The 26501-nt window shown below is 63.3% G+C and carries 23 protein-coding genes and 1 tRNA gene; 11 read left to right on the plus strand and 13 right to left on the minus strand.

Annotated elements, in window-relative coordinates; genetic code table 11:
* Positions 1-85 precede the first annotated feature (85 nt).
* Entirely contained in the window at positions 86-1714 is a 1629-nt protein-coding gene (locus ACR65N_RS05550) for a globin-coupled sensor protein (RefSeq protein WP_440456057.1), read from the minus strand.
* A 699-nt stretch (positions 1715-2413) separates the two neighbouring features.
* On the opposite strand from ACR65N_RS05550, the gene mprF reads away from it, so the two are divergent.
* From mprF to ACR65N_RS05570, 4 genes are all read left to right on the plus strand, one after another.
* Positions 2414-5014, plus strand: a complete 2601-nt coding sequence (mprF, locus tag ACR65N_RS05555) for a bifunctional lysylphosphatidylglycerol flippase/synthetase MprF (RefSeq protein WP_440456058.1) — start codon at positions 2414-2416, stop codon at positions 5012-5014.
* On the plus strand, positions 5011-6399 hold the full coding sequence (locus tag ACR65N_RS05560; RefSeq protein ID WP_440456059.1) for a virulence factor family protein: 1389 nt from the start codon (positions 5011-5013) through the stop codon (positions 6397-6399). Before mprF ends, ACR65N_RS05560 begins: the two co-directional genes overlap by 4 nt.
* Positions 6400-6549: 150 nt before the next feature.
* Complete coding sequence (locus ACR65N_RS05565; protein ID WP_440456125.1) at positions 6550-7182, plus strand: TerC family protein; 633 nt, start codon at positions 6550-6552, stop codon at positions 7180-7182.
* A gap of 76 nt (positions 7183-7258) precedes the next feature.
* Positions 7259-8524: a TIGR03862 family flavoprotein gene (locus ACR65N_RS05570; RefSeq protein ID WP_440456060.1), complete on the plus strand. Its 1266-nt coding sequence runs from the start codon at positions 7259-7261 to the stop codon at positions 8522-8524.
* 52 nt (positions 8525-8576) lie between these two features.
* Here the strand turns inward: ACR65N_RS05570 and ACR65N_RS05575 are convergent, their stop codons facing one another.
* The gene (locus ACR65N_RS05575; protein WP_440456061.1) at positions 8577-9479 is read right to left on the minus strand and encodes a hypothetical protein; all 903 of its coding nucleotides are present in this window, start codon (positions 9477-9479) and stop codon (positions 8577-8579) included.
* A 261-nt stretch (positions 9480-9740) separates the two neighbouring features.
* Between ACR65N_RS05575 and ACR65N_RS05580 the strand changes: the two genes are divergently transcribed.
* The 5 genes from ACR65N_RS05580 (at position 9741) to ACR65N_RS05600 (ending at position 15773) form a co-directional block, all read left to right on the plus strand.
* Entirely contained in the window at positions 9741-9893 is a 153-nt protein-coding gene (locus ACR65N_RS05580) for a hypothetical protein (protein ID WP_440456062.1), read from the plus strand.
* A gap of 112 nt (positions 9894-10005) precedes the next feature.
* On the plus strand, positions 10006-11115 hold the full coding sequence (locus tag ACR65N_RS05585) for an HlyD family secretion protein (RefSeq protein WP_440456063.1): 1110 nt from the start codon (positions 10006-10008) through the stop codon (positions 11113-11115).
* Positions 11112-13880, plus strand: a complete 2769-nt coding sequence (gene rbbA, locus ACR65N_RS05590; protein ID WP_440456064.1) for a ribosome-associated ATPase/putative transporter RbbA — start codon at positions 11112-11114, stop codon at positions 13878-13880. The genes ACR65N_RS05585 and rbbA overlap by 4 nt, the downstream gene beginning before the upstream one ends.
* A gap of 3 nt (positions 13881-13883) precedes the next feature.
* A complete protein-coding gene (locus tag ACR65N_RS05595; protein WP_440456065.1) occupies positions 13884-14996 on the plus strand; it encodes an ABC transporter permease in 1113 nt (370 codons plus the stop codon).
* Positions 14997-15071: 75 nt separating this feature from the next.
* Complete coding sequence (locus ACR65N_RS05600; RefSeq protein WP_440456066.1) at positions 15072-15773, plus strand: CBS domain-containing protein; 702 nt, start codon at positions 15072-15074, stop codon at positions 15771-15773.
* 251 nt (positions 15774-16024) lie between these two features.
* Here the strand turns inward: ACR65N_RS05600 and ACR65N_RS05605 are convergent, their stop codons facing one another.
* Together ACR65N_RS05605 and ACR65N_RS05610 are read right to left on the minus strand one after the other, a co-directional pair.
* Entirely contained in the window at positions 16025-16678 is a 654-nt protein-coding gene (locus tag ACR65N_RS05605; RefSeq protein WP_440456067.1) for a universal stress protein, read from the minus strand.
* Positions 16679-17097: 419 nt separating this feature from the next.
* Complete coding sequence (locus ACR65N_RS05610) at positions 17098-18033, minus strand: GAF domain-containing protein (RefSeq protein WP_440456068.1); 936 nt, start codon at positions 18031-18033, stop codon at positions 17098-17100.
* 59 nt (positions 18034-18092) lie between these two features.
* Between ACR65N_RS05610 and ACR65N_RS05615 the strand changes: the two genes are divergently transcribed.
* Positions 18093-18542, plus strand: a complete 450-nt coding sequence (locus tag ACR65N_RS05615) for an ATPase inhibitor subunit zeta (protein WP_440456069.1) — start codon at positions 18093-18095, stop codon at positions 18540-18542.
* Between the two features lie 95 nt (positions 18543-18637).
* Complete coding sequence (locus ACR65N_RS05620; RefSeq protein ID WP_440456126.1) at positions 18638-20479, plus strand: heavy metal translocating P-type ATPase; 1842 nt, start codon at positions 18638-18640, stop codon at positions 20477-20479.
* A gap of 158 nt (positions 20480-20637) precedes the next feature.
* Here the strand turns inward: ACR65N_RS05620 and ACR65N_RS05625 are convergent.
* The 9 genes from ACR65N_RS05625 to murA all read right to left on the minus strand — a co-directional run bounded on the left by ACR65N_RS05625 (position 20638) and on the right by murA (position 26422).
* Positions 20638-20713 (minus strand) — tRNA-Phe (locus ACR65N_RS05625).
* Between the two features lie 314 nt (positions 20714-21027).
* Positions 21028-21237, minus strand: a complete 210-nt coding sequence (gene yacG / locus ACR65N_RS05630) for a DNA gyrase inhibitor YacG (protein ID WP_440456070.1) — start codon at positions 21235-21237, stop codon at positions 21028-21030.
* Between the two features lie 4 nt (positions 21238-21241).
* Entirely contained in the window at positions 21242-21862 is a 621-nt protein-coding gene (locus ACR65N_RS05635) for a Maf-like protein (RefSeq protein WP_440456071.1), read from the minus strand.
* 33 nt (positions 21863-21895) lie between these two features.
* On the minus strand, positions 21896-22114 hold the full coding sequence (gene infA / locus ACR65N_RS05640; RefSeq protein ID WP_004435948.1) for a translation initiation factor IF-1: 219 nt from the start codon (positions 22112-22114) through the stop codon (positions 21896-21898).
* Between the two features lie 138 nt (positions 22115-22252).
* Positions 22253-22735 carry an arsenate-mycothiol transferase ArsC gene (locus tag ACR65N_RS05645; protein WP_440456072.1) on the minus strand — a complete coding sequence of 161 codons (483 nt, stop codon included), beginning with the start codon at positions 22733-22735 and terminating at the stop codon, positions 22253-22255.
* A 2-nt stretch (positions 22736-22737) separates the two neighbouring features.
* Entirely contained in the window at positions 22738-23211 is a 474-nt protein-coding gene (locus tag ACR65N_RS05650; protein ID WP_440456073.1) for a UPF0262 family protein, read from the minus strand.
* Between the two features lie 3 nt (positions 23212-23214).
* Positions 23215-24513 carry a histidinol dehydrogenase gene (hisD, locus tag ACR65N_RS05655; protein WP_440456074.1) on the minus strand — a complete coding sequence of 433 codons (1299 nt, stop codon included), beginning with the start codon at positions 24511-24513 and terminating at the stop codon, positions 23215-23217.
* 61 nt (positions 24514-24574) lie between these two features.
* Positions 24575-25006, minus strand: a complete 432-nt coding sequence (locus tag ACR65N_RS05660) for a DUF2948 family protein (RefSeq protein ID WP_430306547.1) — start codon at positions 25004-25006, stop codon at positions 24575-24577.
* 123 nt (positions 25007-25129) lie between these two features.
* Positions 25130-26422 (minus strand): UDP-N-acetylglucosamine 1-carboxyvinyltransferase, encoded by a 1293-nt coding sequence (gene murA, locus ACR65N_RS05665; RefSeq protein WP_440456075.1) that lies wholly within the window; start codon positions 26420-26422, stop codon positions 25130-25132.
* Positions 26423-26501 lie beyond the last annotated feature (79 nt).

The following is a 26501-nucleotide window of genomic DNA, read 5'->3' on the forward strand; positions in this document are numbered from 1 at the left end:
CCCCGTCTCTAGCCTTGTGATCGCGCGGCGAGCGCTGCGTCGATCCGTGTTTTCTTTGCCCCACCGGGAGCACCGGGCGCCGCGCCTACCGTCCCCCGACGGCAAGCTGGGGCGCCATGAAGACGGATCCGGAAGCCTGGAATTCCTCCAGGTCCTGGAAATCCGTCGTCTGCTTGTCTTCCGCCACCTTGGACTTCGCCTGCCAGAGACGGCCGGCATTCCTCGTCTCGCGCTCGATGCGGAACTCGCGAACGGTGCGGCCAAGCTCCAGAACGACCGTCTGCAGTTCGTCGCCCCCCTCGCCCAGCTGGCGCGCCTTGCGGGCACTGTCTGCCATGCGCTGGTCCAGCATGCGGATCTCGCCTGCAACGCGCGCAAGCGATCCCGCCTGATCGCTGGTCGCCCTGGCGATGTCGGCGATGGTGGTGTTGATGCCGGCGACCTGGTCGACGATGCCGCCGATCGCCTGCTGGGTGCGATGGACCATTTTCACGCCTGCATCGACCTGGCTCTTGGTGCCGGTGACGAGCTGCTTGATTTCGCGCGCCGCCTCGGCAGAGCGCTGCGCCAGCGCCCGCACTTCCTGGGCGACGACGGCGAATCCGCGACCGCTATCGCCGGCACGCGCCGCCTCGATACCGGCGTTCAGTGCCAGGAGGTTGGTCTGGAAGGCGATCTCGTCGATGACCCCGATGATCTGGCCGATCTTTTCGGCGGACTCCTCGATGTCGGCCATGGCGCTGATCGCCCGTCCGACGACCTCGCCGCTTTCCTCGGCCGACCGGCGGGCGCCGGCCACGGCCGTTTCCGCGCCAGCCGCCTGAGCGGCGCTGGCACCGACCAGGGCTGCCAGTTCGGAGACATCGGCGGCAGCGGCCGTAACGTCGACCGCCTGCTGTTCTACCTCTGCCGCGACCTGACGGCTCGATACAGCCAGCGTTTCCGCCAGCCTTTCTGCATCGACGATCCTGTCTGAGGCGGTCTGCAACGATGCCGACATCGCCTCCAGCGCCTGGTTGAGCAGCGCCGACAGATCGGCGTAGATGTCGGGGCGATCGTCGGAGATACGAGCGGTCAGGTCCTGGTCGCAGAGCGACGCGGCGATCGGCCCGAACAGGTCGTTCGCCTGCGCATGATCGTGTTCGCGCTGGGCTGCCAGCGCCCGCTGATGCTTGAGGCGCAGTTCGTTGATACGCAGCGACACGGCAATCTCGACGTCGACCATCACCAGCCGGATGACGGACCGCACCGCATCGGAGAGTTCGCGCTCCTTCTTGCGGCCGGCCGGCAGAAGCGACCGGGAGGTCAGCTCGTCGAGCAGTCCGGAAATCAGATTTTCGAGCATGACCGCGTGGCCGGCGATATGCCAGCGCGGGTCGAGACCCATTCGGCTCTCGGCATCCGACAGCACCTTCACACGTTCGGCGTAGAGTGCGTCGAACCGCGCGTCGGTCAGCACGCTCCAGTGTGAGGCCTGCAGATCGTGCAGCCGCTGCAGTTGCAGATCGCTGTCGAAGTGGCGCATGGCATCGGGCGAAGTCTGCAGGCGATGGAAGAAGTCGCGCAGGCCTTCGCGCAGACGCTCCTCGAGCGCCGGCCGGAAACGGCGCAGCAGTTCGCAGCTTTCGGCATCGAGGCCGGCGAAGGCAAGCCGCTCGCGCAGGCTGCCGGCCTGGGCCTTTCGCGCTTGATCCGTTGCGGTGTCGTGAGCCAAGGCCCGTCCTCAATGATGACCGACCTTTGGGGGATCGGCGTGAACCTTCTCGACGCGCTCCGCGGGCTGATGATCCCGACAGGTCGCGACATTGCAAAGCCTGCGAGGCCAGGCGGCTTGAGGGTGTTCAGCCGGCAGGCACTCTTGGCGCCAGGACGGTTGGCATCTCCACGCGTGAGCAATCGGTGCGGCAAGGGCTGCGCAGCTTGCGTTCGATTGGACAGGCGCCAGACGCCATCCTGGAATGTCATGGAAGAGATACCGGGCCGGAACCGGTACGACGGAGCGGCTTCATGCCTTGCGGGCGGCCCTTGCGGATCAACCCATTTCGCCGTGTGTGCGATAGTTGTATGGTTAATTCGTTGCCCAGAGGTTAATGGCGATCGCTTCAGGAAGGCGTCCGGCGTGCCAGATGTCGCCAATTTGCACAGCACGCGGGCCACCCGCTGCCCGGCAACCCTCGACGGCCCATTTCCCGTCTCTGAGAACCTCTTCACGTCGACCCCGACGCAGGCCGCTTAGCCCGTCATCGCGCGCGTTTCGCGGGCCACAAGGCGATCCGACGCAGGTTCACAGACCGAGGCGGTTGTTGCGCGCCGCACTTTCGTCCAAGTTGAAGCGAGAGGAGTAGCCAACCGCTTCTTGGTCGAATAATCGTTGCCGGCGGCCGTCCGCGAGAAGCGCCCATCTAGGTGACATATGAAGAGCCCTGAACAGCAGCCTGCCGCCGCCCCGCTTCGTCACCCGATCTTCGAATTCCTCGCCCGCTTCCGCGTCTGCCTGGCGTGGCTGGCGATGCTCGTAGTGTTCGCCGTCATGGCGGTCGCGGTCTACAAGCTGACCAATGAGGTCCGCTATGACGAGGTCGTCGATGCGCTGGCCGATACGAGTTGGACGTCCATCGGCCTTGCCATCCTGTTCACCGCGCTCAGCTTTGCCTCGCTGGTCTACTACGATCTCAACGCACTCGATTACATCGGCCGCAAACTGCCACCGCTGCCGGTGGCGGTCACCGCCTTCAGTGCCTATGCGATCGGCAATACCGCCGGCTTCGGGGCACTGAGCGGCGGGGCCATCCGCTTCCGCGCCTATTCGAGGCTCGGCCTGTCGCCGGAAGACGTCGCCCGCGTCATCGCCTTCGTCACCTTCGCCTTCGGCCTTGGCCTGCTGGCGGTCAGCGCGATCGCGGCGCTGATCACCGCGCCGCGGCTGGCAAGCATCGTCGGCCTCGACCCGAGCCTGTTGCGGGTCGGCGCGGTGGTCGTCCTGGCGCTTCTCGCCGGCCTGCTTTTCCTTGGCCGCAACGGCCGCACCGTGCAGGTGATGCGCATCCGCCTGCGCCTCCCCGATACTCTCACCTCGTCCCGCCAGTTCCTCATCACCGCCTTCGACATCGCCGCCTCGGCCTCGGTGCTCTACGTGCTGATGCCGGAGACCAACATCGGCTGGCCGTCCTTCCTGGCGGTCTTTGCCACCGCCATCGGCCTTGGCGTGCTCAGCCACGTCCCGGCCGGGCTCGGCGTCTTCGAAGCCGTGATCATCGGCGCGCTCGGCAATGCGATCAGCGTCGACGCGCTGCTCGGCAGCCTGGTTCTCTACCGTCTCATCTACTACGTGCTGCCGCTGACCATCGCCATCGTCATGATCGTCATTTCGGAGGCGCGCGAACTCGCCAAGCATCCGCTTGCGAGCGACATCAGCAATGTCGCGGCCCGCCTGTCGCCGCCGCTGCTCTCGACCTTCTCGCTGCTGCTCGGCGCCATGCTGATCTTTTCGAGCGTCACGCCGACCCCGGATTCGGACCTCGATATCCTGTCGAACATCCTGCCGCTGCCGGTGGTCGAGGGCGCGCATTTTCTCTCCAGCCTTCTCGGCCTTGCCATGGCGATCGCCTCGCGCGGGCTTGCGCAGCGGCTCGACGGTGCCTGGTGGGTGGCCTTCGTCTCGGCCCTTACGGCTCTGGTCTTCTCATTCCTGCGCGCAGTGGCTCTCGGCGAAGCGGCTTTCCTTGCCGTCTTCATCGTCGCCATGTTGGTCAACGGCCGACGGTTCCGCCGCCCGGCCTCGCTGTTCAACCAGGTGCTCAGCCTGCCGTGGATGATGGCGATCGGTGTGATCCTTGCCGGTGCCACGGCCATCCTCTTCTTCGTCTATCGCGACGTCGACTACAGCCATCAGCTCTGGTGGCAGTTCGAGCTGTTCAGCGAGGCGCCGCGCAGCCTGCGGGCGCTGCTTGGAGTGACCATTCTTTCGGTTGCGGTGGCGACCTTCAGCCTTCTGCGGCCGGCCTTCCGTCACCCCGCTCCGCTGACGGAAGAGGATCTGCAAAAGGCCATCGCCATCGTCGCCGGCGGCAGCAATTCCGACGCCAACCTGGTGCGCATGGCCGACAAGCACGTGATGTTCTCCGACAGTGGCCGAACCTTCATCATGTACGGCATCCAGGGGCGCTCGTGGATCAGCCTCGGCGACCCGGTCGGGGATCCGTCCGAGACGGCCGAGATGATCTGGCGCTTCGTCGAGCGAGCCCGCGAGGCCGGCGGCCGCGCCGTTCTCTACCAGGTGTCACCGGCGCTTCTGTCCTACTGCGCCGATGCCGGCCTGCGTGCCTTCAAGCTCGGCGAGATGGCGCTGGTCGACCTCCTCGCCTTCGACCTCAAGGGCGGCCGGCTCTCCGGGCTCCGGCAGGCGCTCAACAAGGGACGCCGCGACGGCATGGAGTTCGCCATCATAGAGGTCGCTGACGTGGCCGGCGCGATGACGGAACTGAAGAGCGTCTCCGACAGCTGGCTCGCCCACCACGAAACGCGAGAGAAGGGTTTTTCGCTGGGTTCGTTCGAGGAGCACTACGTCGCATCGCAGCCCGTCGCCGTGCTGCGCAAGGACGGCAGGATCGTTGCCTTCGCAACGATTTTCCTCACCGAAACCAGGCAGGAAGCGAGCGTCGACCTGATGCGGTTCGCGCCCGATGCGCCCCGCGGCGCCATGGACTTTCTGTTCGTCAGCCTGCTCGAGCACCTGAAAAATGCCGGATACCAGACGTTCAATCTGGGGATGGCGCCGCTGTCAGGCATGTCGAAGCGCGACGTGGCTCCGGTCTGGGACCGGATCGGCGGGACGCTGTTCGAGCACGGCGAACGCTTCTACAACTTCAAGGGACTGCGCGCCTTCAAGTCGAAGTTCCAGCCGCAATGGCAGCCGCGCTATATGGCGGTGGCGGGTGGAACGGGCGCCGTCCTGGCATTGATGGACGTCACGCTGCTGATCAGTGGCGGCGTTCGCGGAGTGGTTGGCAAATGATGAAGAACCTCCTGACGCTGGCGCTGATCGGCATTCTCGGCACAGCGACCGCCGGATCCGCTGCCGCGCAGGCCCAGCCGCCAGCCGCTGCCGGAGATCCGGCGCTGGAACTCGGCATGATCCCGACGCCGCACATCTTCAAGCCGGCCGGCACGATGAAATCCAACATCTTCCTGCTGTCGGATGCCGATGGCTGGAACGACGCCGAAGACAGTCAGGCGAAGGCGCTGGCAGCAAAAGGCGCACTGGTCGTCGGCATCGATCTGCCCGCCTACATCGCCGCGTTGAACAAGGACGAGGACGACTGCATCTACATGATCTCCGACGTCGAGTCGGTGGCGCAGCAGGTGCAGCGGTCGCTGGGCAGCGGCAGCTATCGATCGCCGGTGATCGCCGGGACCGGCGCGGCCGGTGCGCTCGTTCTCGGGATGATTGCCCAAAGCCCGGCCGCGACGATTGGCGAGGCGATCGCCGTCGATCCGCAGGCCGGCATCACGCTTTCCAAGCAGCTTTGCACGCCGGCCGAAAAGCAGCAGGACGGCGAGCGGATCATCTATGGCCTGACCGAGGGTGCGCTGCCGGCGCCGGTGACGATCTATCTCTCCGGGTCGGCCGATGCCGAGGGGCGCAAGCACGCCGAGGCGCTGCAGGCGGGCCATCCCGACATCGACATCGAGGAAGCGCAGGGCTCTGCCGCCGAAACGCTGGCGGAGGCGCTCACCGCCAGCATGGACGCTGCCGGCTCCGACAATGCGACGCTTGGCCTGCCGCTCACCATTCTGGAAGCCGCACCGAAGCTGGATACGATGGCGATCGTCTATTCCGGCGACGGCGGATGGCGCGACATCGACAGCGAGGTGGCGGCGGCGCTGCAGGCGGACGGCGTTCCGGTCGTCGGCGTCGATGCGCTACGCTACTTCTGGTCGCGCAAGACGCCGGACGAGACGGCCGCGGATCTTAGCCGGATCATCCGCACCTACCGCAAGCAGTGGAACGTCAGCCACGTGGTGCTGATCGGCTATTCCTTCGGCGCCGACATCCTGCCGTCGACCTTCAACCGCCTGCCTCCCGCAGACCGGTCCAAGGTCTCGCTCCTCAGCCTGCTGGCACTGTCGCATGTGGCGGATTTCGAGATCTCGGTGTCCGGCTGGCTCGGCGGCCAGGGCGACGGCGATGGCGGCGACCCGACTGAGGCGTTGCAGAGCATCGATTCGAAGCTCGTCCAGTGCGTCTACGGCACGGAAGACGATGACGATGCCTGCAAGGGCCTGGCGGCGCGCGGCGTCGAGATCATCGGGATCGAGGGGGGCCATCACTTCGACGAGGATTACGAGAAGCTTGCCGGCTATATCCTGAAGGGACTGCGCAGCCGGCTTGGAAAGTGACGCAATCGAGACATCTGCCGGAGAGAGGGGCCGTTTTGCCGCCTCCCGCGGAGATTGTTGTTGCATTCGCCGGCAAAATATTCTGTAGCCAGCCGGAGATCACGGTTGGCCGACGTTCCCGGCGGCGTGCTGACGACAAGGGATAACACCATGGAAATCTTCACGGCCGCAGGACTTGCGGCGCTCTTTCAGGTCATCGCCATCGATCTGGTGCTGGCCGGCGACAACGCCATCGTCATCGGACTTGCAGCGGCCGGCCTGCCGACCGAACAGCGCAAGAAGGCGATCCTCGTCGGCATCATCGCCGCCACCGTCCTGCGCATCGGCTTTGCGACGATCACCGCGTACCTGCTCGGCATCGTCGGCCTGCAGCTGGTCGGCGGACTCCTGCTGGCCTGGGTGTGCTGGAAGATGTGGAGTGAGCTGCGTTCCGCCGACCACACGGCAGAAGGCGCCCTGACGGATGCCGAGGCGCAGAAGACCAAGGTCAACAAGACCTTCCTGCAGGCCGCCACGCAGATCGTCATCGCCGACGTCTCCATGTCGCTCGACAACGTGCTGGCCGTCGCCGGTGCGGCGCAGGAGCACACCAGCGTGCTGATCATCGGGCTGATCGTCTCGATCGCGCTGATGGGGCTTGCTGCCAACCTCGTCGCCCGCCTGCTGCACCGTCACCGCTGGATCGCCTATGTGGGCCTCGCGGTCATCGTCTACGTGACGCTGAGCATGGTCTATCACGGCGGTGTGGAAGTCTGGCCCTATATCCAGCAGTGGATGGCCTGAGCCATCTCCCGACACCGACCAGCGCCCGCTGCGGCGCCGGTCGCTCTCGCGATCCCGATGACGGAACCGGATGCCCATGGTCCGCAAAGCGGTTCTGATCATCGGCGGCGGGCCTGCCGGCCTCATGGCGGCAGAAGTGCTTGCCGCGGCCGGCCACCGGGTGACGGTCTGCGAGGCGATGCCCAGCTTCGGCCGCAAGTTCCTGCTTGCCGGCAAATCCGGCCTCAACATCACCCACTCCGAACCCTATGACCGGTTTCGCCTGCGCTTCGGCGCCGCGAACGCACGGCTTGCATCGGCGCTGGATCGCTTCACGCCGGATGACGTGCGTGCCTGGGCGCTGGAGCTTGGCACCGAGACCTTTATCGGCTCGTCCGGTCGCGTCTTTCCCACCGCCATGAAGGCGTCGCCGCTGCTGCGCGCCTGGCTGAAGCGGCTGCAGGCCGAGGGCGTCGTTCTCCTGCCCCGCCATCGCTTCCTGCGTTTCGACAAGGGTGTACCGATCTTTGCGACAGCCGAGGGGGAGATGCCGCGCGCGGCCGATGCGGTGCTGCTGGCGCTCGGCGGCGCCAGCTGGCCAAGGCTTGGCTCCGACGCCGCCTGGGTCGACGGACTGAGGGAAAAGGGCGTAGCGGTCGCCGATTTCCGGCCGGCCAATTGTGGCTTCGACGTCGCCTGGAGCGACAGGTTTCGCGAGCGCTTCGAAGGCGCGCCGGTCAAGGCGGTGCGCGCGCTCTCGGCTGCCGGCGACAGCCAGGGCGAGTTCGTCATCAGCCGCCACGGGATCGAGGGCAGCCTCGTCTACGCCCACGCGGCGGCGCTCCGCGACCAGCTGGCGACGGATGGACGGGCGGCCTTGCTGCTCGACCTGGCGCCGGGCCGCAGCGAGAGGCAGATAGAGGATGCCTTGCTGCGACAACCACCCAAGACGAGCCTCTCCAACAGGCTGCGCAAGGCAGCCGGCCTGGATGGCGTCAAAGTTGCACTGTTCAGCGAATGCCGTGCGATGACCCGCCTCGCCTCATCGGACGCCGGCGCAGGATCACCGCAACCGTCCGACGGTTCGGCCGCCAGCGCAGCGCACGTAGCACAGCTGGTCAAGAGCCTGCCGCTGCCGGTTCTGCGGCCACGGCCGATCGAGGAGGCGATCTCGTCTGCCGGTGGCATCTCCTGGGACAGTGTCGACGAGAATTACATGCTGGAGGCGATGCCGGGCGTTTTTGCCGCCGGCGAAATGCTGGACTGGGAGGCGCCGACCGGCGGCTACCTCTTGACCGCATGCTTTGCAACCGGTCGAGCTGCGGCTCGCGGCATTCACGGCTGGCTGGCGAGCCGCGCCTGAGAGCGCGAAAAAGCCGCCGGCGAAACGCCGGCGGCTCATGGATCACTCGATCTTAGCGCGTGACGACGAGCGCTGCTTCTTCATCATCCCGCTGGCGGCCGCCGAGAGCGGCAGAAGCGGAAGCGATGAAGGCGCCGACCAGAAGCGAAAGCGCACCCAGCATGGCGGTCGTTGCGGCAGCCTTGCGGGCCTCCTCGGCCTTCTGCTGAGCGGCAATCTTCGCATCTTCGACCTGCTGCAGCACGGCATCGACGCGCGTGCGGGCCTCTTCCGGTGTCAGTCCGGCGCGCGAGGCGACGATCGTCACGAGATAGGCCTTGTCATCCTCCGGAACGCCACCCTGGACCGCACCATTCATCAGGATGCGTGATACTTCTGCGGTGGCAGCCGTGTTGTCGGATTCCGCACGGGCCCGGACTTCCTGAGGACGCAGAAGCGCATCGGTGAAGTAGCTCGTGCCGAGATCCGGACCGGTTGCGTTATCGCCCGAAGACGCGGCGGCACCGGCCATGGTCGCGGTGGAGGCAGCCGAGCTGACGGCCTGAACGCCAGAGCCGACCAGCGAGGTGAAGGCTGAACCTGCAAGACCGGCGACGACGACGGTTGCCAGCGCCCAGCTGAGGAAGCCGTGGGCGGTATCGCGGAAGAACACTTCGTCGGTGTGGATGCCGGCCCACTTGGTGCGCAGGCGGCCGGTCAGGTAACCGCCGAGTGCCGAGGACAGCCATTGGACGACGACGAACCAGATGGCGGCGGTCACGCCGATCGTCGCGAACGAGGCGCTCTCACCGGCCCAGGGCGAGACCATCGTCAGCCCGACGCCGGAGCCGAGAAGCAGCAGGATCAGCGTCGTTGCCGATGCCGCGACTGCGCCGCCGATGACCGGACCCCAGGCGAGCGCCGGGACGTTCGATTCGACACCGGCGTCCGAGACGCCTGATTGATAAAGAGCCATAGCCGTCCCCTTATCGCATGAACAGCGCGAGGAGAATGATGATCGGCAGCGGGATACCCAGGAGCCAGAGAAGAATGCCACGACCCATGATGAAGACTCCATTCGATAATTGCGCAAGGCGGTCGCCTCGGCTGCACATCAACGCGGGTCTGCGGTAGATGTTCCTGGGGTCGGATATAGTCGGATGGGGATGGAGCCAAGGGAGGAAGGCGGCCGTATAACTCGGGTAATGGTGCCGGGGATGATAAGGTCGTCGTAGAGGTGATCGACATCGAAGGAGATGCCATTTTTGCTGCAGAGCTCCTCGGCGTGTCTATGGAACTCGATCAGCGCTTCTATCTCTTCCTGCCGTTGCTCGATCCCTGCGGTCGCTACCGGACAGTCGGCGACCATGATCGAGAGATGCGCGTCTGACACGACTCAACTGCTTGCGGCGAATGCACTCCCCGAAGAGATAGCGGGTTCCCCTATCGCTGCCATTGGGTGTGATTGATCGCGGTCAAGGCTGCCTCTTCAGAAAAGGACCATGGACTCATCTTCCAATGTACCAGGAGTGGAGCTTGCCTTGAACCGAACATGGACAGTGGGCCTCGCGTTGGTGGTTTTGTCAGGTGCCGGCTACATCGCATGGCAATTCTATGCGGGGCTGCTTGCCGCGGAGGCGACGCCGGGCCTCGCCAGCGGCAATGGCCGCATCGAGGCTGTCGAAATCGACATATCGGCACGGACAGCCGGGCGCCTTGCTGACGTTACCGTCCGGGAGGGTGATTTCGTGACCGCTGGCCAGATCGTCGCTCGCATGGATATCGAACAACTGGCCGCTCAAAAACGTGAGGCGGAGGCGCAACTCTCCCGCGCCAGGATCGGGATCGACACCGCAAGAAGCGTCGTCGCCCAGCGAAAGGCCGAAAAGGACGCGGCAGCGGCTACAGTTTCCCAAAACACCGTCTTGCTCCAGTCCGCGCAGAAGCGGCTGACGCGCAGTCTTCAGCTATCGAGGAGCGGATCGGTCTCGGAGCAGACACTTGACGACGATAGAGCCCGGGTCGACGGCGCCGCAGCGAGTGTAAGTGCAGCAGAGGCAAACCTCGCAGCAACCAAGGCGGCGATCGGTTCCGCGACGGCACAAGTCATCGACGCCGAGGCCACGGTTGACGCCGCTCAAGCGACGATCGCACGCATTGACGCAGACCTTCGTGATGGCGATCTCAAGGCACCGCGAGACGGTCGGGTGCAGTATCTGGTGGCTCAGCCGGGCGAAGTTGTGGCCGCCGGCGGACGGGTGCTCAACATCCTCGATGTCGGCGACGTCTACATGACTTTCTTCCTGCCCACCGAAGCGGCCGGACGCACGCCGATCGGCGGCGAGGCCCGGATCGTTCTCGATGCGGCTCCCAAATATGTCATTCCCGCCCGGGTCTCGTTCGTGTCCGACGTTGCCCAGTTCACGCCAAAGACCGTGGAGACCGAGCAGGAACGCCAGAAGCTGATGTTCCGCATCCGGGCACGGGTCTCTCCGGAACTGCTTCAGAAATATATCGCACAGGTCAAGACCGGCTTGCCGGGTCGGACCTATGTGAAGCTTGATCCCGCGGCAGAGTGGCCGGCGGCCCTGTCGCAGCCGCTAACCCCATGAGCCCGGAGCCGCAGGCGATGGGTATCCAGCCGCAGCCGGCATACGTGGCACGGTTGAAAAATGTCAGCCATTCCTACGGCAAGACAAGCGCGATCGACGGCATAACGCTCGACCTGCCGGCGGGCCGGACAATCGGCCTCATCGGCCCGGATGGGGTCGGAAAATCCTCGCTGCTTTCACTGATTTCCGGCGCGCGCCGCATCCAGACGGGCGAGGTCGAGGTGCTCGGCGGCGACATGCGCAGCGCTCGTCACCGGGACCTCACCTGCCCGGCCGTCGCCTACATGCCGCAGGGGCTCGGCAGGAACCTCTATCCGACGTTGACGGTGTTCGAGAATGTCGATTTCTTCGCCCGCCTCTTCGGCCAGGACCGCGAGGAACGGGAGTATCGGATCGCCGGCCTTCTGAGGCGCACCGGCCTGGCAGGGTTCGAGGATCGGCCCGCCGGCAAGCTTTCGGGCGGCATGAAGCAGAAGCTCGGCCTCTGCTGCGCGCTCATCCACGATCCAGACCTGCTGATCCTCGACGAACCAACGACCGGTGTCGATCCGCTGTCGCGCCGGCAGTTCTGGAGCCTCATCGACGATCTCCGGAGGGAGCGAGCGGAGATGAGCGTCATCGTCGCATCCGCCTATATGGAAGAGGCATCACGCTTCGACTGGCTGGCGGCCATGAACGCCGGCAAGGTGATTGCGACCGGCACACCGCGCGAAATCCTTGCGCACACCGGTGCTGCCACGCTCGATGATGCCTTCATCGCGCTGATGCCTGAAGAGAAACGGGCGACGCACAGGGCCATCCCCGTCCACCCTCCGGCGGATTTCAGCGAGGCTGAATTTGCGATCGAGGCAGAGGGCCTCACCATGCGCTTTGGGGATTTCACGGCGGTGGATAATGTCAGCTTCCGCATTCGGCGCGGCGAGATCTTCGGCTTTCTCGGCTCTAACGGCTGCGGCAAATCCACGACGATGAAGATGCTGACCGGCCTGCTGCCCGCCAGCGAAGGCAAGGCAAAACTGTTCGGCAAGGGGGTCGACCCGAAGGACATCAATGTCAGGCGGCGTGTCGGCTACATGAGCCAGGCTTTTTCGCTCTTTACAGAGCTGACGGTCCGGCAGAACCTCGACCTGCACGCGCGCTTGTTCCAGCTGCCGGGCGAGACGATCCTCGCGCGGATCGCGGAAATGAGCCGGCGTTTCGAGCTAACCGCGGTCATGGACACGCTTCCCGACGCCCTGCCTCTTGGTGTCCGTCAGCGACTGTCCCTTGCGGTGGCGCTGATCCATGCGCCGGAAGTGCTTATCCTCGACGAACCGACATCCGGGGTCGATCCCATCGCCCGCGACCAGCTCTGGGCGGCGCTGATCGAATTTTCGCGGAAAGACCACGTCACGATCTTCATCTCCACCCATTTCATGAACGAGGCAGAACGCTGCGACCGCATATCCCTGATGCATGCGGGCACGGTGCTGGTGAGCGATACGCCCGACGCGATCCGCAAAACCCGCAACGACACGACACTCGAGGAGGCGTTCATCGCCTACCTAGAAGATGCGATCGGCGAGCCGGTGGCTTCATCCGCGCCGGCATCATCAACGGCTGAAGGCGAACCGAAACTCGCCAGACCGCATCGGCATCGCGCTTTTGACCTGCGCCGCATCTGGAGCTACAGCCTTCGTGAAACGCTGGAAATCCGCCGTGACCCAATCCGTGCGACCCTGGCGATGATCGGCAGCGTCATCCTGATGTTCGTGATCGGCTACGGCATCAACATGGACGTCAAGGACCTGACGTTTGCGGTTCTCGACCGAGACGACACGGTCACCAGCCGCGACTACATCGCCGACATCGCAGGCTCCCGCTATTTCATCGAGCAGCCGCCGATCCGCGATTATGCCGACCTCGACCGGCGCATGCGCGATGGCTCGCTGAAGCTGGCGATCGAGATCCCGGCCGGTTTTGCCGAACATGTGGCCCGCGGCCACGATGTCGAGATCGGCGCCTGGATCGACGGCGCGATGCCGCAACGGGCGGAAACAACCCGGGGCTATGTGCAGGGCATGCATGCCCAATGGCTGGCGCGGAAAGCGCGTGAGATCTACGGCGATGCCGCAAGCGGACAGTTTGGGATAGAGACCCGCTTCCGCTACAATCCCGGCATCGAAAGCCTCGTGGCCATGGTGCCGGCCGTCATTCCGCTGCTGCTTCTCTTGATCCCGGCAATGCTGGCGGCGCTGTCGGTGGTGCGGGAAAAGGAGCTCGGCTCAATCGTCAATTTCTACGTCACGCCGGTGACGCGGCTCGAATTCCTGCTTGGCAAACAGCTGCCCTACCTGGCGCTCGGCATTATGAACGCGATGCTCCTTTGGCTGTTCGCGGTCCTGGTGTTCCAGGTGCCGTTCACCGGCAGCCTGCTGGCCTTCGCGGGCGCAGCACTTCTCTATGTTGCCTTCGCGACCGCGTTCGGCCTGCTTGTTTCCACTTTCATGTCCAGCCAAATCGCCGCGATCTTCGGGACGACGCTGATGACGATCATACCGGCCGTGCAGTTTGCCGGGATGATCGATCCGGTCTCCTCGTTACAGGGGATCGGGGCGTTTATCGGCCGGATCTATCCGACCACCTATTTCAACATCATCTCGCGCGGTACCTTCTCGAAGGGCCTCGGCTTCGAAAACCTCTTCGAAGCATTTTTACCGCTCATCATTGCCGCGCCGCTGCTGATCGCGGCAAGCACCGTCTTTCTCAAGAAACAGGCGAGGTGACGGATGCGGCTCGCCAATATCTTCCATCTGGGGATCAAGGAGTTGCGCGGCCTGATGCGTGACCCGATCCTGCTCGGGCTCATCGTCTATTCCTTCACCATCGCTGTCTATACCGAAGCGAAAGCAGTTCCCGAAACGTTGAACAATGCACCGATCGCGATCGTCGACGAGGACAATTCGCCGCTGTCGCGCCGGATCGCGGACGCTTTTCTGAGCCCTTATTTCAAGCCTCCTGCGATGATCACCGCTGTTGAAATGGATGCCCGCATGGATGGGGGCACCGACACATTTGCGCTCGACATCCCGCCGAACTTCCAGAGCGACCTGATCGCCGGCAAGTCTCCGGTCGTCCAACTCAATGTCGATGCGACGCGCATGAGCCAGGCGTTTTCGGGATCTGGATATGTGCAGAGCATCATCTCGAGCGAGATCGCCAGTTTTGCCACCCCGGATCGAGGTGGCAGAACGCCGACGGTCAACCTCGCATTGCGCGCCCGGTTCAATCCGGAACTCAACCAGATGTGGTTCGCCTCGGTGATGAACGTCATAGACAATATCACCATGCTGGCGATCATCCTTACCGGCACTGCGCTTATCCGCGAACGGGAACACGGCACTGTAGAACATCTCCTCGTGATGCCTTTAGCCCCGTTGGAAATCATGGCAGCTAAAGTTTGGTCGATGGGGCTGGTGGTGTTCGTCGCGACGCTGCTTTCGCTGATCTTCGTGGTGCAGGGACTGCTGAAGGTTCCCATCGAGGGATCGATCGCTCTGTTCATGGCGGGAGCGGCTCTCCACCTGCTTGCCGCCACCGCCATGGGGATTGCCCTCGCGACATTCGCGGGCTCCATGCCACAGTTCGGTCTGCTGCTGATGCTGGTGCTGCTGCCGCTGCAGATCCTTTCCGGGGCGACCACGCCTCGCGAAAGCATGCCGGAAGCGATCCAGACAATCATGCTCGCGGCGCCCAACACCCACTTCGTCCTGCTCGCCCAGGCGATCCTCTATCGCGGCGCCGGCTTTTCGGTGGTCTGGCCGCAGTTCCTGTCGCTTGCAGGAATTTCCACCTGCCTCTTCGCATCTTCCCTGCTTGGGTTCCGTCGCTCGTTGCGGTGATACACGCCCTTTGACGAACATCAAGGACGGCCATCGCCACCGGTTTATTCTGGCCGCAACCAAGGAGAGAAGACCATGAAGACGGTGCGATCCATCATGACTTCAGATCCCATTTCGATCGGCCCAGGCGCGAAGATCTGGGAGGCGGCCAACACCATGTTGGATTGCGGCTTCAGTGGGCTGCCCGTGATCAATGATGACGAGCAGGTGGTGGGTGTGATCAGCGAAAGCGATTTCCTGCGGCGCGGGGAGCTGCGGACAGAGCCCCCGCACCGATTCTGGCGTACCCTGTTTTCGTCACGCGGTGCCCTGGCGGAGGATTACGCAAAAGCTTTCGGCAAGCAGGTTGGTGAGGTTATGACCTCGCCCGCGGTTACTGCACAGCCGGAGATGACAGTCGAGGCTGCTGGCTATCTGATGGGCGATCGAGGAATCAAGCGCCTGCCCGTAGTAGAGAATGACAGGATCGTCGGTATCGTCACGCGATCCGATATCATGCGGACGCTCATCCGGCAGATGGCAGCCTCCGCCGTAGACAGGATCGACGCCGACATCAAAGCCGGCCTTGAGGCTGAGTATGGCAGGCAACGCTGGGCTGACACCATTACTGTCAATGTCGAGGCTACCGTCGTCACTTTGGAAGGCAGGGTGTTGGACGCGCGGGAAAAGACGGCGGCACGGGTCGCTGCTGAAAATACGTTGGGTGTGTCGAAGGTGATCGACCGGATCCTGATTGTCGGCTTTCCGGAGATGCCGGTTTCACCACCGGGATTTTGAACCTGGACACCATCGGCGGCGGCAGATCGGGCGAGATCGGCCGGTGGTTTCGCTTGGTTATTCGCGATGACATTTCGGCTCGATAAGCTGACATCATCGAGCACGACCATAGCGTCTCCGCGGCTGAGAGCCGTGATCGTAAATACAGGGTTGTCCATTCAAGCTATGTCATTCCTGTAGAAGCCGAGGTGTGACAACGTCTGAAGCACACCCTCGGGAGATTACGCCAGCGCGTGCTTGTGATCCGGTACTCACTTCGTCAGGAAAATCGGGCATTTGGGGTTTTCAATGACAGCCCGGGTCACGCCGCCAAAGATGCGCTCGCGTAGACGGGAATGACCGTAAGCGCCCATCATCATCAGGTCTGCTGACCCCTCACAGGCGAAGTCTTGGAGTGTTTCTTCGACCGTAAGGCCGTTGCTCCTCAGAGTGCTGATCCTGGAGTCGACGTTGGACATCTGAAGAAAGTCGCTGAGATCCGAAGCGGACTTTAGAACTTCGTCGTCGGGATCCACCAGAGCGATAGTGACCTGGCGAGCAGATGATAGCATCGCGCGACCCTGCCTTACCGCATGCGCTGCCGCGGACGAGTTGTCCCAGGCAATGACGATATTTCCTGGCTGGGCAATGGCAAGGCACTCGTCCGGGACAAGCAGCACAGGCACGTTCTCATGGAACAGCGCGCCATCGATCACAGCATCTCTCACCGCGGGGTCGCGCAGCATCTCTGGCCCTACGATAATCAAGTCGGCGAATCGGGCTTCCTGGCCGACAATGTTGTCGATGTGGAACAGCTCGGTGTAGGCCTCTGAAACACGGTGGGGAATGGTCGATGAGGCCAGCAAATTTCCCACCTCCGAGGCTCTCGCCCGGAGCTTGACCTGATCACTCTCCCGTTCGTCCAACCATGGCCTCCACACGCTTTCCATATGGGCACCGACTGGTGGAGGGGCGGCAACAGAAATCAACAGGACCGTCAAGTTCGCCGCAGCCGATCGCGCGAATGATATCGCGGTTCCTATTTCACCGTCACTTGCGTCACTTCTCACCGCACACAGTATCGAATGAAAGCCCATCGCAATCCCTCATATGCAACCGACAGCAACCGTTATCCCTGCGACCGCAGATTACATTGATACTTATCAACTCTATGCGACGGATGGAGGACTATATCTAGATAACCATAAGTAGAACGCCACATGAAGCCTCGAAGACTCGAAAGGAGCTCAATTACTGCCCCTTTTTCTCTCGCGCCCGTTCGTGCAACAGCCGCCACCCCCATGCATGCCCATATCGAGAAGGAGGCCTTGCCAGCAGGTCGAACCTACTGTGCGGCCATTTGCGTCAGCAGACTGCGGAATTGCCCCGTCAATCGATCGATGGTGTCCCTCGGCAAGCGCACCGCCGGCCGGACAAATAAGAATGAGAACGTCCCTAGAAATTCGGCGTTATCGAGGACCGGGATCGTTATGAGAGAACGTATTCCGGTCTGAAGAGCCCATTTGCGAAGAGACGAAAACCTCTCGTCAGACGTCAGATCATCAACGATAAGGGTTTCCCCTTGAGACTGTGAGGTATCGAAAAGGGAGCCGCTCCCACGGTTAATTCTGTGAAACCGCTCCGTGAATGAAGAGTCGAAATTGCATTGGGCAATCAAGAAGAGTGATTGGCGCGTGCCGTCGTAAAGCTGCAAACTGCCGTGATCGGCATGCTGTATCTGAACACTGTGATCAAGAAGATCTTCCGCCTCAGTACCCAAGGCCGTCGAAATGCAAATGTGAGGGCACGAGATCAACCAGATTTTTTCAATTGCCTGAAGCGCCCGCCGGGCCTCTGCGAGAAGCCCTTGCAACATCGCCTTCTCACGGTCATCCATCGAACGTTTGAGAGCTTCCTCAAAGCGGTGGATGTTTTGCCTCAATATGAAACGCTGCATGATCGCGTCCATTTGTCTGACAGGGTGCCAGAACGATATGCTGCGCTGAACGAGGCGGCAACCGTTACTTTGCGGAGGACACCGTCTTCCCGACTTCCAGTTGAAACATAGCGGCGCAATTGCGTGACACCAACTTGGCGAGGAGATATCGCAGCCGTCGCGCATGTGGTCACGGCACGAGAACAGCTGCGCCCGCAAGCTTTCCTGGCGAGAGGGAAAACTTCGACCGCATCGGACGAGAGCATTTTTCTCGAACAGCTCGGACCTCCGCCACTGACGCCGCCCTCCGAGAATATCGCTGTTTTCCCGGATCGGTTTGATCAAGCGCAAGGGGCTCCGCCCTGTCATCCGGCTAGTCTTCCAAAATAACTGGAGGAAGCACGATGGTCGCAGACCGGATCACAAGGCGCGCTTTGGAAGAGAAGTACATCCTGGATTTCCAGATGCTTCCCAAGACCCGGGCCCGCCGGGACCGGCTATTTGCAAGATGGGCGGCCCAGCAACTCCAGGAGCAGGATGTCGATGCCTATCTTGCGCAGATTTGTCGTGCAGGCAAAGCGATCCCGGGAGATGAGGACATCCTGCAGAAGGTCCTCGCGGATTTTCGCAGTGCCGGCAAAGAACCAGGGGAAGAAGACCTTCGTGCTCTCATGCACGAAATGATGTTCAGCGCCGCCGAGCAGCTCGAGGCGGAATTCAATTCCGGCAAGACGCATACCGAGCAGGACGATTATCTTGAGGAAGCCCTGGAAGAAACCTTCCCGGCGAGCGATCCGATCGCTCCTGGCCATCCGATCGAGCCTGCGACAGGTCGTCGATCCGACTGGCATTGACGGCCATCTCCAAATGGTCGTTCCCACTGCCGAGCCTAAAAAGAGAACTGCGCGCCGCGCCATCCCCAGTGGCTATGCTCGCAACGAGGATGACGATGACACTCGACACATGGCTTGGCTCGCTACGGCCCCTTCTTGTTGCGGCTCCGATCTTCGGGCTTGCCATTGCGCTGGTCGCCTGGCACGGCGGATTTCAGGATCTGTACGTCACGTCGCTTGCGCTCGCGACCTGTCTTGTCATGCTCGCGCTCCTTGCGCAGATCGTTGCTCGCCTCGGAGCCGGTGAAGTCGGTCTCGACATCATCGCGCTGCTGTCTATGGGCGGTGCGCTCGCCTTTGGCGAATACCTTGCGGCAACGATCGTGGCCCTGATGTATTCGGGAGGTCAACACCTCGAGAATGTCGCCGAAGGCAGAGCCCGACGGGACATGACGGCGCTTCTCTCGCGTGCACCACGTATGGCAACCAGGCAACGCGATGGGCAGATGCAGGAAATAGCCGTCGATGCCATATCGATTGGTGATTGCCTCGTCGTTCGGCGCGGCGATCTTGTGCCGGTCGACGGCACTGTGAATGACGTGATGGCGGTTCTCGACGAATCCGCGCTCACTGGCGAACCTCTGCCTGCCAAGAAGAACCCGGGTGCAGCTGTCATGAGTGGGGCCGCCAACGTCGGCGACCTCTTCAACATGACGGCGACAAAATCGGCATCCGACAGCACCTATACGGGCATCTTGAGACTGGTCGAGGCTGCCCAACAAGGCAAGGCGCCGATGGCCCGTCTGGCTGATCGGTATGCCTTGGTCTTCCTGACGCTCACAGTCGCACTCGCACTCCTCGCGTGGTGGCTTTCGGGTGATCCGGTGAGGTCCGTCGCTGTTCTTGTGGTTGCAACGCCCTGCCCGCTTATCCTCGCTGTGCCGATCGCCTGGACTGCCGGGGTCTCAAGGGCGGCAAGCTCTGGTCTGCTGATCAAAGGTGCCAAGGTCCTGGAAGGACTGAGCACGATCCGGACGCTGGTGCTCGACAAAACGGGGACACTCACCGATGGCAGACCCACTCTCCGAAAGATCTCCACGTCCTGGCCGGAGGATGAGTTTCTGCGACTGGTAGCCTCGCTGGATCAGGCATCGAGCCACGTCGCGGCGAAGGCACTGGTCGATGCGGCGCACGCGCGGAACCTGAGCCTTGTTCCGCCGGAAGCCGTGACAGAGAAACCCGGCGAAGGAATTGCGGGAACTGTCGGAGACAAGACGGTGGCGATCGGCGGCATCAACTACATCGCCTCGGCTTGTGGTGTTCAGATCGACAGCGAACACACGCCTGGTACACTTGCGGCCGCGGTCGCGATCGATGGAAAGTTTGCCGGCATCTTGTTGTTCTCCGATCAGCTCAGGACTGGTGCGGCTTCCGCTTTGAATGGCTTCAAGCAACTCGGGGTAAACCGGATCATTCTGGCGACCGGCGACCGCGCCGTCGTCGCACGCCAGATCACTGCCGGGCTTCCATTCGATGAGGTCAGATCCGAGCTTTCGCCCGAGCAGAAAATCGAAATCGTCAGGGACGAGAAGAAGCGGGCGCCGGTGATGATGATCGGCGATGGGATGAACGATGCCCCAGCGCTTGCCGCAGCCGATATCGGGCTCGCCATGGGCGCGCATGGTTCAGCAGCAGCGATCGAATCGGCGGATGCGGTTCTGTTAACCGACAGGCTCGACAGGATTGCGGAGGGCATCGAGATCGCCCTCGCCTGTCGGCGCATCGCCTTGCAGAGTGTGTTTGCCGGCATCGGGCTGTCCGTCGGCGCGATGATTGTCGCCGCAGCAGGATACCTGACGCCGGTGCAGGGAGCACTGTTTCAGGAAGTCATCGATGTTGCCGTGATCCTCAACGCCCTGCGCGCTCTGAGGATCAGGCCCCATCGCGTCACCGCATAGAATGCATAGAGGCCACCGACGACGTCTTCACCGCCCGCTCCTCGAAACGAGCGGACTTCCGGGCGAACGGTAGGTCATTGACAGACAACTCAGAAGCGCCACAGGCGCGGCGCGCATCGGTTGATGCCACAATCGCAGATCGATGATGTTGCTAAAAATGGTGCCCGGAGGCGGATTTGAACCACCGACACGCGGATTTTCAATCCGCTGCTCTACCAACTGAGCTATCCGGGCATCTCGGCTTTCGTGAAGCCTTCCGGTCCCTTTCAGGAACCGCCGAGGACCATATCCCCGGGAGCGAGCGGGGTTATAACATCTTGTTCGGGCATGGCAAGCAGGTTTGAGAAGTTTTTTGAGGGGATCACGAAGAATGCCATCAACCCTCTGAATTATATAGACAATGCTGCGGCACAAAGCTCCTCGCCAGCATGCCAAAGGGTCGCCCGGCTGGGCGCTTCAGCGCGATGAACGATCGCCACCGTCGGTCGCTGCTGCTTGCGTGAAGACGCCCGCTAACCGGCGACGGACGAGCATCACGACCGGCATGATCAATCGTCGGACGGATCGGCCTTGGTCTCGTCCTCGGCAACGGGAATGGCGTAGGCGCCGTTCAGCCAGCGGGACAGATCGAGCGTCCGGCACCGATCGGAGCAGAAAGGGTAATGATCGCGCTGCGACGGCTTTGCGCATTCCGGGCACGGACGCGTCTTGCGCAGTGGCTCCACCTTGGCGCCGGGCTTGATCTGCTCGCGCGCCATGGCCTCAGCCCTCGCCCCAGTGCGCCGCGACGTCGAAACCCTCGCCGTTCATCAGAAGCGCCGTCTCGTAGAGCGGCAGGCCGACGACATTGGTGTAGGAGCCGGACAGTTTTTGCACGAAGCTGCCGGCGATGCCCTGGATGGCATAGGCGCCGGCCTTGCCGCGCCACTGGTCGGAGGCAAGGTAGGCCTCCACCTCGCGGCTGGTCAGCCGCTTGAAGCGCACCTTCGTCTCCACCACCTTCTGGCGGAACTGGCCGCCCGGAGTGACGAGACAGATGCCGGTATAGACCCAGTGGCCGCGGCCGGACAGTAGGTGCAGCGAGGCTGCCGCCTCATCCATGTATTCGGTCTTGGCGAGGATGCGGCGTCCGACGGCAACCACCGTATCGGCCGACAGGATGTAGCTCTGCCGCCAGGCGAGATCGCCCTTGATGGCCGCCAGCGCCGCTTCCGCCTTCTCGGTCGAGAGACGCCGCGCCAGCGAGCGCGGATGCTCGGAGCGCTTCGGCGTCTCATCGATATCCATCGGCATCAGACGCGCCGGCCGGATCCCCATCTGGTTGAGAAGATCAAGGCGCCGCGGCGAGCCGGAGGCGAGGATGAGCTTGTGGTCCAGAGACATGGGGATCCTTGTCGGCGCCGACGGCAGCGATGCTTACTTGAAGCGGTAGGTGATGCGACCCTTGGTGAGGTCGTACGGCGTCATTTCCACCAGCACCTTGTCGCCCGCCAGAACGCGGATGCGGTTCTTGCGCATGCGGCCCGCCGTGTGAGCGATGATCTCATGTTCGTTTTCGAGCTTCACGCGGAACGTCGCGTTCGGCAGCAGTTCCGTTACGACGCCCGGAAATTCGAGGACTTCTTCTTTCGCCATCTAAGACTTGTCTTCCTGTGGTTGGTGCGATGTGGCCAGACTGTGGCCGGGACCTTGAAAATTGCGCGGAAACTACACGTTCGCCGCCCGTTTGTGAACCTTGGATCTTGGCTAATCTGCGGGTCCTGGCATGACCTTTCAGATCGACTGGGGAGACTGAACGTTCGGCCGTGCAAAACGCGCCTCGATCCGTCTCCACAAATCGTCCCGGACCGACCGGTAGGCATCGAGAACCTGCTCGCGCGGCCCGATCTCCCCCGTCGGATCGAAGGTCGGCCAGTAGACCACCTCGACGGCCTGCGAGCGTGTCAGTTCCAGAGCCTGGTGATGGGCTTCAGGCGACAGGGTGACAATCACATCGAAGTAATCGTCCTCCAGCTCATCCAGGGTGCGCGGCTGGTGCTTCGGCAGCGACAGGCCGATTTCCTGGAGCACGACATCGACGAAGGGATCCACCTCGCCGGATGCGCGAACGCCCGCCGACTGGATGTAGATATCGGGTCTCAGCAGGCGTTTTGCAATGACCTCCGCCATCGGAGAGCGGACGGCGTTCATGCCGCACATGAAGAGGATAGCGCCCGGCCTGGCAAGCGGCGCATCGGCTGCCGGCCCCTCGCCCATGGTCATCCCCGCCAATAGAGGACGCAGACAAGCGTGAACAGCCGGCGCGCCGTGTCGAAGTCGATGCCGATCTTGCCCTTCAGGCGATCCTGCAGCGTCTCGGACCCCTCGTTGTGGATGCCGCGGCGGCCCATGTCGATCGCCTCGATCTGCGACGGCGTGGAGGTACGGATCGCCTCGTAATAGCTTTCGCATATCATAAAGTAGTCCTTGATGATCCGCCGGAAGGGCGTCAGCGACAGGATATGCGTGGACACCGCGCCGCCCTCTTCCGTCCTGATGGTGAGCACCAGCTTGTGATCGACAAGCGCGATATCGAGCCGGTAGGGGCCGCCCGAATGGCCGATCGGCTCGAAACGGTTCTCCTCGATCAGGTCGAAGATGGCGACGGCGCGCTCATGCTCGACGTCCGGCGTGGCGCGACCGATGCTGTCGTCGAGCACCACGTCGCACAGCCGGAAGTCGCCGTTTGCCATCGCTCATCGACCCTGGTTGAGACGGATGGAGACCGATCGTGCATGGGCGTCGAGCCCTTCGGATTGCGCCAGCGTTACCGCCGCCGGCCCCAGCGCGTTCAGCTGCTCGGGACCGAGCCGCAGGATCGACGTGCGCTTGACGAAATCGAGCACCGAAAGGCCCGAGGAAAAGCGGGCCGAGCGGGCGGTCGGAAGGACATGGTTGGAGCCGCCGACATAATCGCCGATGACTTCTGGCGTATGGCGGCCGACGAAGATGGCGCCGGCGTTGCGGATGCCGGAGAGCAGCGCGTCGGGATCAGCGACCGCAAGTTCCAGGTGCTCGGCGGCAATGCGGTTGGCAAGCGGCAGGGAGGCCTCCAGCGTCTCGACCAGAATGATGGCACCAAAATCGCGCCAGCTGGCAGCAGCGGTGTCGGCCCGCGACAGGGTCTTCAGCTGCCGCTCGACAGCCTGTTCCACCGCTTCGCCCAGCGCCCGGTCGGTGGTGATCAGGATCGATTGCGCGCCGGCATCATGTTCCGCCTGCGCCAGGAGATCTGCCGCCAGCCAGTCCGGATCGTTCTCCGCATCGGCAATGACCAGCACTTCGGAGGGACCGGCGATCATGTCGATGCCGACGGTGCCGAACACCTGGCGCTTTGCGGCGGCGACATAGGCATTGCCCGGGCCGACGATCTTGTAGACCGGGGCGATGGTGTCTGTGCCATAGGCGAGTGCAGCGACCGCCTGGGCACCGCCGACGCGGTAGATCTCCGAGACGCCGGCGATTTTGGCGGCGACCAGCACGGCCGGATTGATGGCCCCACCGGAGGCCGGGCAGACCATGACCAGACGCTCGACGCCGGCAACGCGGGCCGGCACGGCATTCATCAGGACGGAGCTCGGATAGCTCGCAGTGCCGCCCGGAACATAGAGGCCGACCGCTTCGATGGCGGTCCAACGCGAGCCCAGCCCGACGCCGATGGCATCCTCGTAGACATCGTCCTTCGGCATCTGCCGGGCGTGATGGCGCTCGATGCGCTCCGCCGCCAGCTTCAGGGCATCGACGACCGCCTGATCGACCTCGGCAAAGGCGGCGTCGATCTCGGCTTCCGTTACCCGAAGACCCGTGGCGCTGAGATCGACCCGGTCGAAACGCTGCGAATACTCAAAAAGTGCCGCATCGCCGCGGCGTCGCACATCGTCGATGATGTCGCGCACGACGGCATTAACGTCCTCGGACACTTCACGCTTGGTCGTCAGGAAGGCGGCGAACCGCTCCTCGAAATCCGCAGAGGCCTGCTCCAGCCAGATTGCCACTACCCATCCCTCTCATTGCAGTCCCCCGCCGCGACCCCTGCGGCGGTCAATCTCGGAGCCGTCAGTCGTGCTGCGGCCGGTTCTCCGTGCCCCAGGCGCCGCCGGTATCGGCAAGCTGCGCCTCGATGCATTCGACGTCGAGGCTGATCGCGGCACCTGCCGCAAGCGTCAGTTCGATCGTGCCGTCCGGTCCCTCGCCGTTTTTGTCGAAACGAATGGCGAGTAGCGCATACACCGCCTCTTCGTCGGCGCGGCTGACGCCGAGCGCCCGCACTGCCCGGACGCGCTTGAAGGTGACCACCGCCTTGCGGCGCTCGTATCCCTTGCCGCCACGATCGGCGACTTCCCAGACGAAGCGGTTGACGATCAGCGACAACTGGCTCCGCCGTGGGCTCCAGTCGATGTCGGCCGGCTTGAAGACGCTGTCCTGCATATGGGCCGAAACGATCTTCAGATCATCCTCGTCCAGCGCCAGAAGCTTCAGTTCGGTCATTGCTGCCATCTCGTCCTCGTCAGTTCGCCGGGCCGGCCGTGTCTGTCAGGACATGGACATAGGATCGTGGGCGGCCGGAAGCAACTGCCGCCGCGCCCTGCACCGCCCTCGCCGTCCCTGCCTTTACTCGCTGACGCGCTCGACGATCGCGCCGCAGCGTGTCAGCTTCTCTTCCAGGCGCTCAAAGCCACGGTCGAGATGGTAGACGCGATTGACGACGGTGTCGCCCTCTGCCGCCAATCCGGCGATCACCAGCGAGACAGAGGCGCGAAGATCGGTTGCCATGACCTGGGCGCCCTTCAGCCGGGACACGCCCTCGACCCGCGCCATCTGCCCCGACAGCGAGATCCGGGCGCCGAGCCGAGCCAGTTCCTGCACATGCATGAAACGGTTCTCGAAGATCGTCTCGGTAATGTGCGACACACCGGAGGAGCGCGTCATCAGCGCCATGAACTGCGCCTGCAGGTCGGTGGGGAAGCCCGGGAACGGCTCGGTGACCACGTCGACGGGATGGATGCCGCCGCCGTTTCGAACGATGCGCAGGCCGGTGGCGGTCTGGGTGATCTCGGCGCCGGTCTGGCGCAGGGTGTCAAGCGCGGTTTCGAGCAGTGCGCCGTCGGTGCCTTCCAGCGTCACGTCGCCGCCGGTCATGGCAACCGCCATGGCATAGGTGCCGGTCTCGATCCGGTCCGGCAGCACCCGGTGGCGGGCACCCGACAGCGAGGTGACACCCTCGACGGTGATGGTTCTGGTGCCGGCGCCCCAGATCCTGGCGCCCATGGCGATCAGGCAGTTGGCAAGATCGACGACTTCCGGCTCGCGCGCGGCGTTCTCGATGACCGTCGTGCCGTTGGCAAGCGTCGCCGCCATCATCAGCACGTGCGTGGCGCCGACCGACACCTTCGGGAATGTATAATGGGCACCGATCAGGCCGCCGTTCGGCGCCGTCGCGTTGACGTAGCCGCCGTCGATCTCGATGACCGCTCCAAGCGCTGCAAGCCCTTCGAGGAACAGGTCGACCGGCCGCGTGCCGATGGCGCAGCCGCCCGGTAGCGATACCCGTGCACGGCCTTCGCGGGCCAGCAGCGGCCCGATGACCCAGAAGCTTGCGCGCATCTTGGAGACGAGTTCATAGGGCGCCGTGGTCTCAGCGATCGTCCGGCAGGTGAAGTGGATGGTGCGGGAATAGCCATCTTCCTGGCGTTCGCGCCGGCCGTTGACGGCAATGTCGACGCCGTGGTTGCCGAGGATGCGCATCAGGCCCTCGACATCGGCAAGATGCGGCACGTTCTCCAGCGTCAGCGTGTCGCTCGTCAGAAGCGACGCGATCATCAGCGGCAGGGCCGCATTCTTGGCGCCCGAAATGGGAATGATGCCGCGCAGCTCGTTGCCGCCGGAAATTCTGATGCGATCCATGAAATGACCACGGGCTTGACGCCCGCCTCTCCTAATGCTGGCACGAAAGATGGGCGTCCTTAGACGAAATCCCTCAGCG

Source organism: Rhizobium sp. SAFR-030 (assembly GCF_059415005.1).

Coding starts and splice junctions, on each gene's coding strand:
- mprF (WP_440456058.1), top strand. CDS start 2,414: ATGAAGAGCCCTGAACAGCAGCCTGCCGCCGCCCCGCTTCGTCACCCG.
- ACR65N_RS05560 (WP_440456059.1), top strand. CDS start 5,011: ATGATGAAGAACCTCCTGACGCTGGCGCTGATCGGCATTCTCGGCACA.
- ACR65N_RS05565 (WP_440456125.1), top strand. CDS start 6,550: ATGGAAATCTTCACGGCCGCAGGACTTGCGGCGCTCTTTCAGGTCATC.
- ACR65N_RS05570 (WP_440456060.1), top strand. CDS start 7,259: ATGGTCCGCAAAGCGGTTCTGATCATCGGCGGCGGGCCTGCCGGCCTC.
- ACR65N_RS05575 (WP_440456061.1), bottom strand. CDS start 9,479: ATGGCTCTTTATCAATCAGGCGTCTCGGACGCCGGTGTCGAATCGAAC.
- ACR65N_RS05585 (WP_440456063.1), top strand. CDS start 10,006: ATGGACTCATCTTCCAATGTACCAGGAGTGGAGCTTGCCTTGAACCGA.
- rbbA (WP_440456064.1), top strand. CDS start 11,112: ATGAGCCCGGAGCCGCAGGCGATGGGTATCCAGCCGCAGCCGGCATAC.
- ACR65N_RS05595 (WP_440456065.1), top strand. CDS start 13,884: ATGCGGCTCGCCAATATCTTCCATCTGGGGATCAAGGAGTTGCGCGGC.
- ACR65N_RS05600 (WP_440456066.1), top strand. CDS start 15,072: ATGAAGACGGTGCGATCCATCATGACTTCAGATCCCATTTCGATCGGC.
- ACR65N_RS05615 (WP_440456069.1), top strand. CDS start 18,093: ATGGTCGCAGACCGGATCACAAGGCGCGCTTTGGAAGAGAAGTACATC.
- ACR65N_RS05620 (WP_440456126.1), top strand. CDS start 18,638: ATGACACTCGACACATGGCTTGGCTCGCTACGGCCCCTTCTTGTTGCG.
- yacG (WP_440456070.1), bottom strand. CDS start 21,237: ATGGCGCGCGAGCAGATCAAGCCCGGCGCCAAGGTGGAGCCACTGCGC.
- ACR65N_RS05635 (WP_440456071.1), bottom strand. CDS start 21,862: ATGTCTCTGGACCACAAGCTCATCCTCGCCTCCGGCTCGCCGCGGCGC.
- infA (WP_004435948.1), bottom strand. CDS start 22,114: ATGGCGAAAGAAGAAGTCCTCGAATTTCCGGGCGTCGTAACGGAACTG.
- ACR65N_RS05645 (WP_440456072.1), bottom strand. CDS start 22,735: ATGGGCGAGGGGCCGGCAGCCGATGCGCCGCTTGCCAGGCCGGGCGCT.
- ACR65N_RS05650 (WP_440456073.1), bottom strand. CDS start 23,211: ATGGCAAACGGCGACTTCCGGCTGTGCGACGTGGTGCTCGACGACAGC.
- ACR65N_RS05660 (WP_430306547.1), bottom strand. CDS start 25,006: ATGACCGAACTGAAGCTTCTGGCGCTGGACGAGGATGATCTGAAGATC.
- murA (WP_440456075.1), bottom strand. CDS start 26,422: ATGGATCGCATCAGAATTTCCGGCGGCAACGAGCTGCGCGGCATCATT.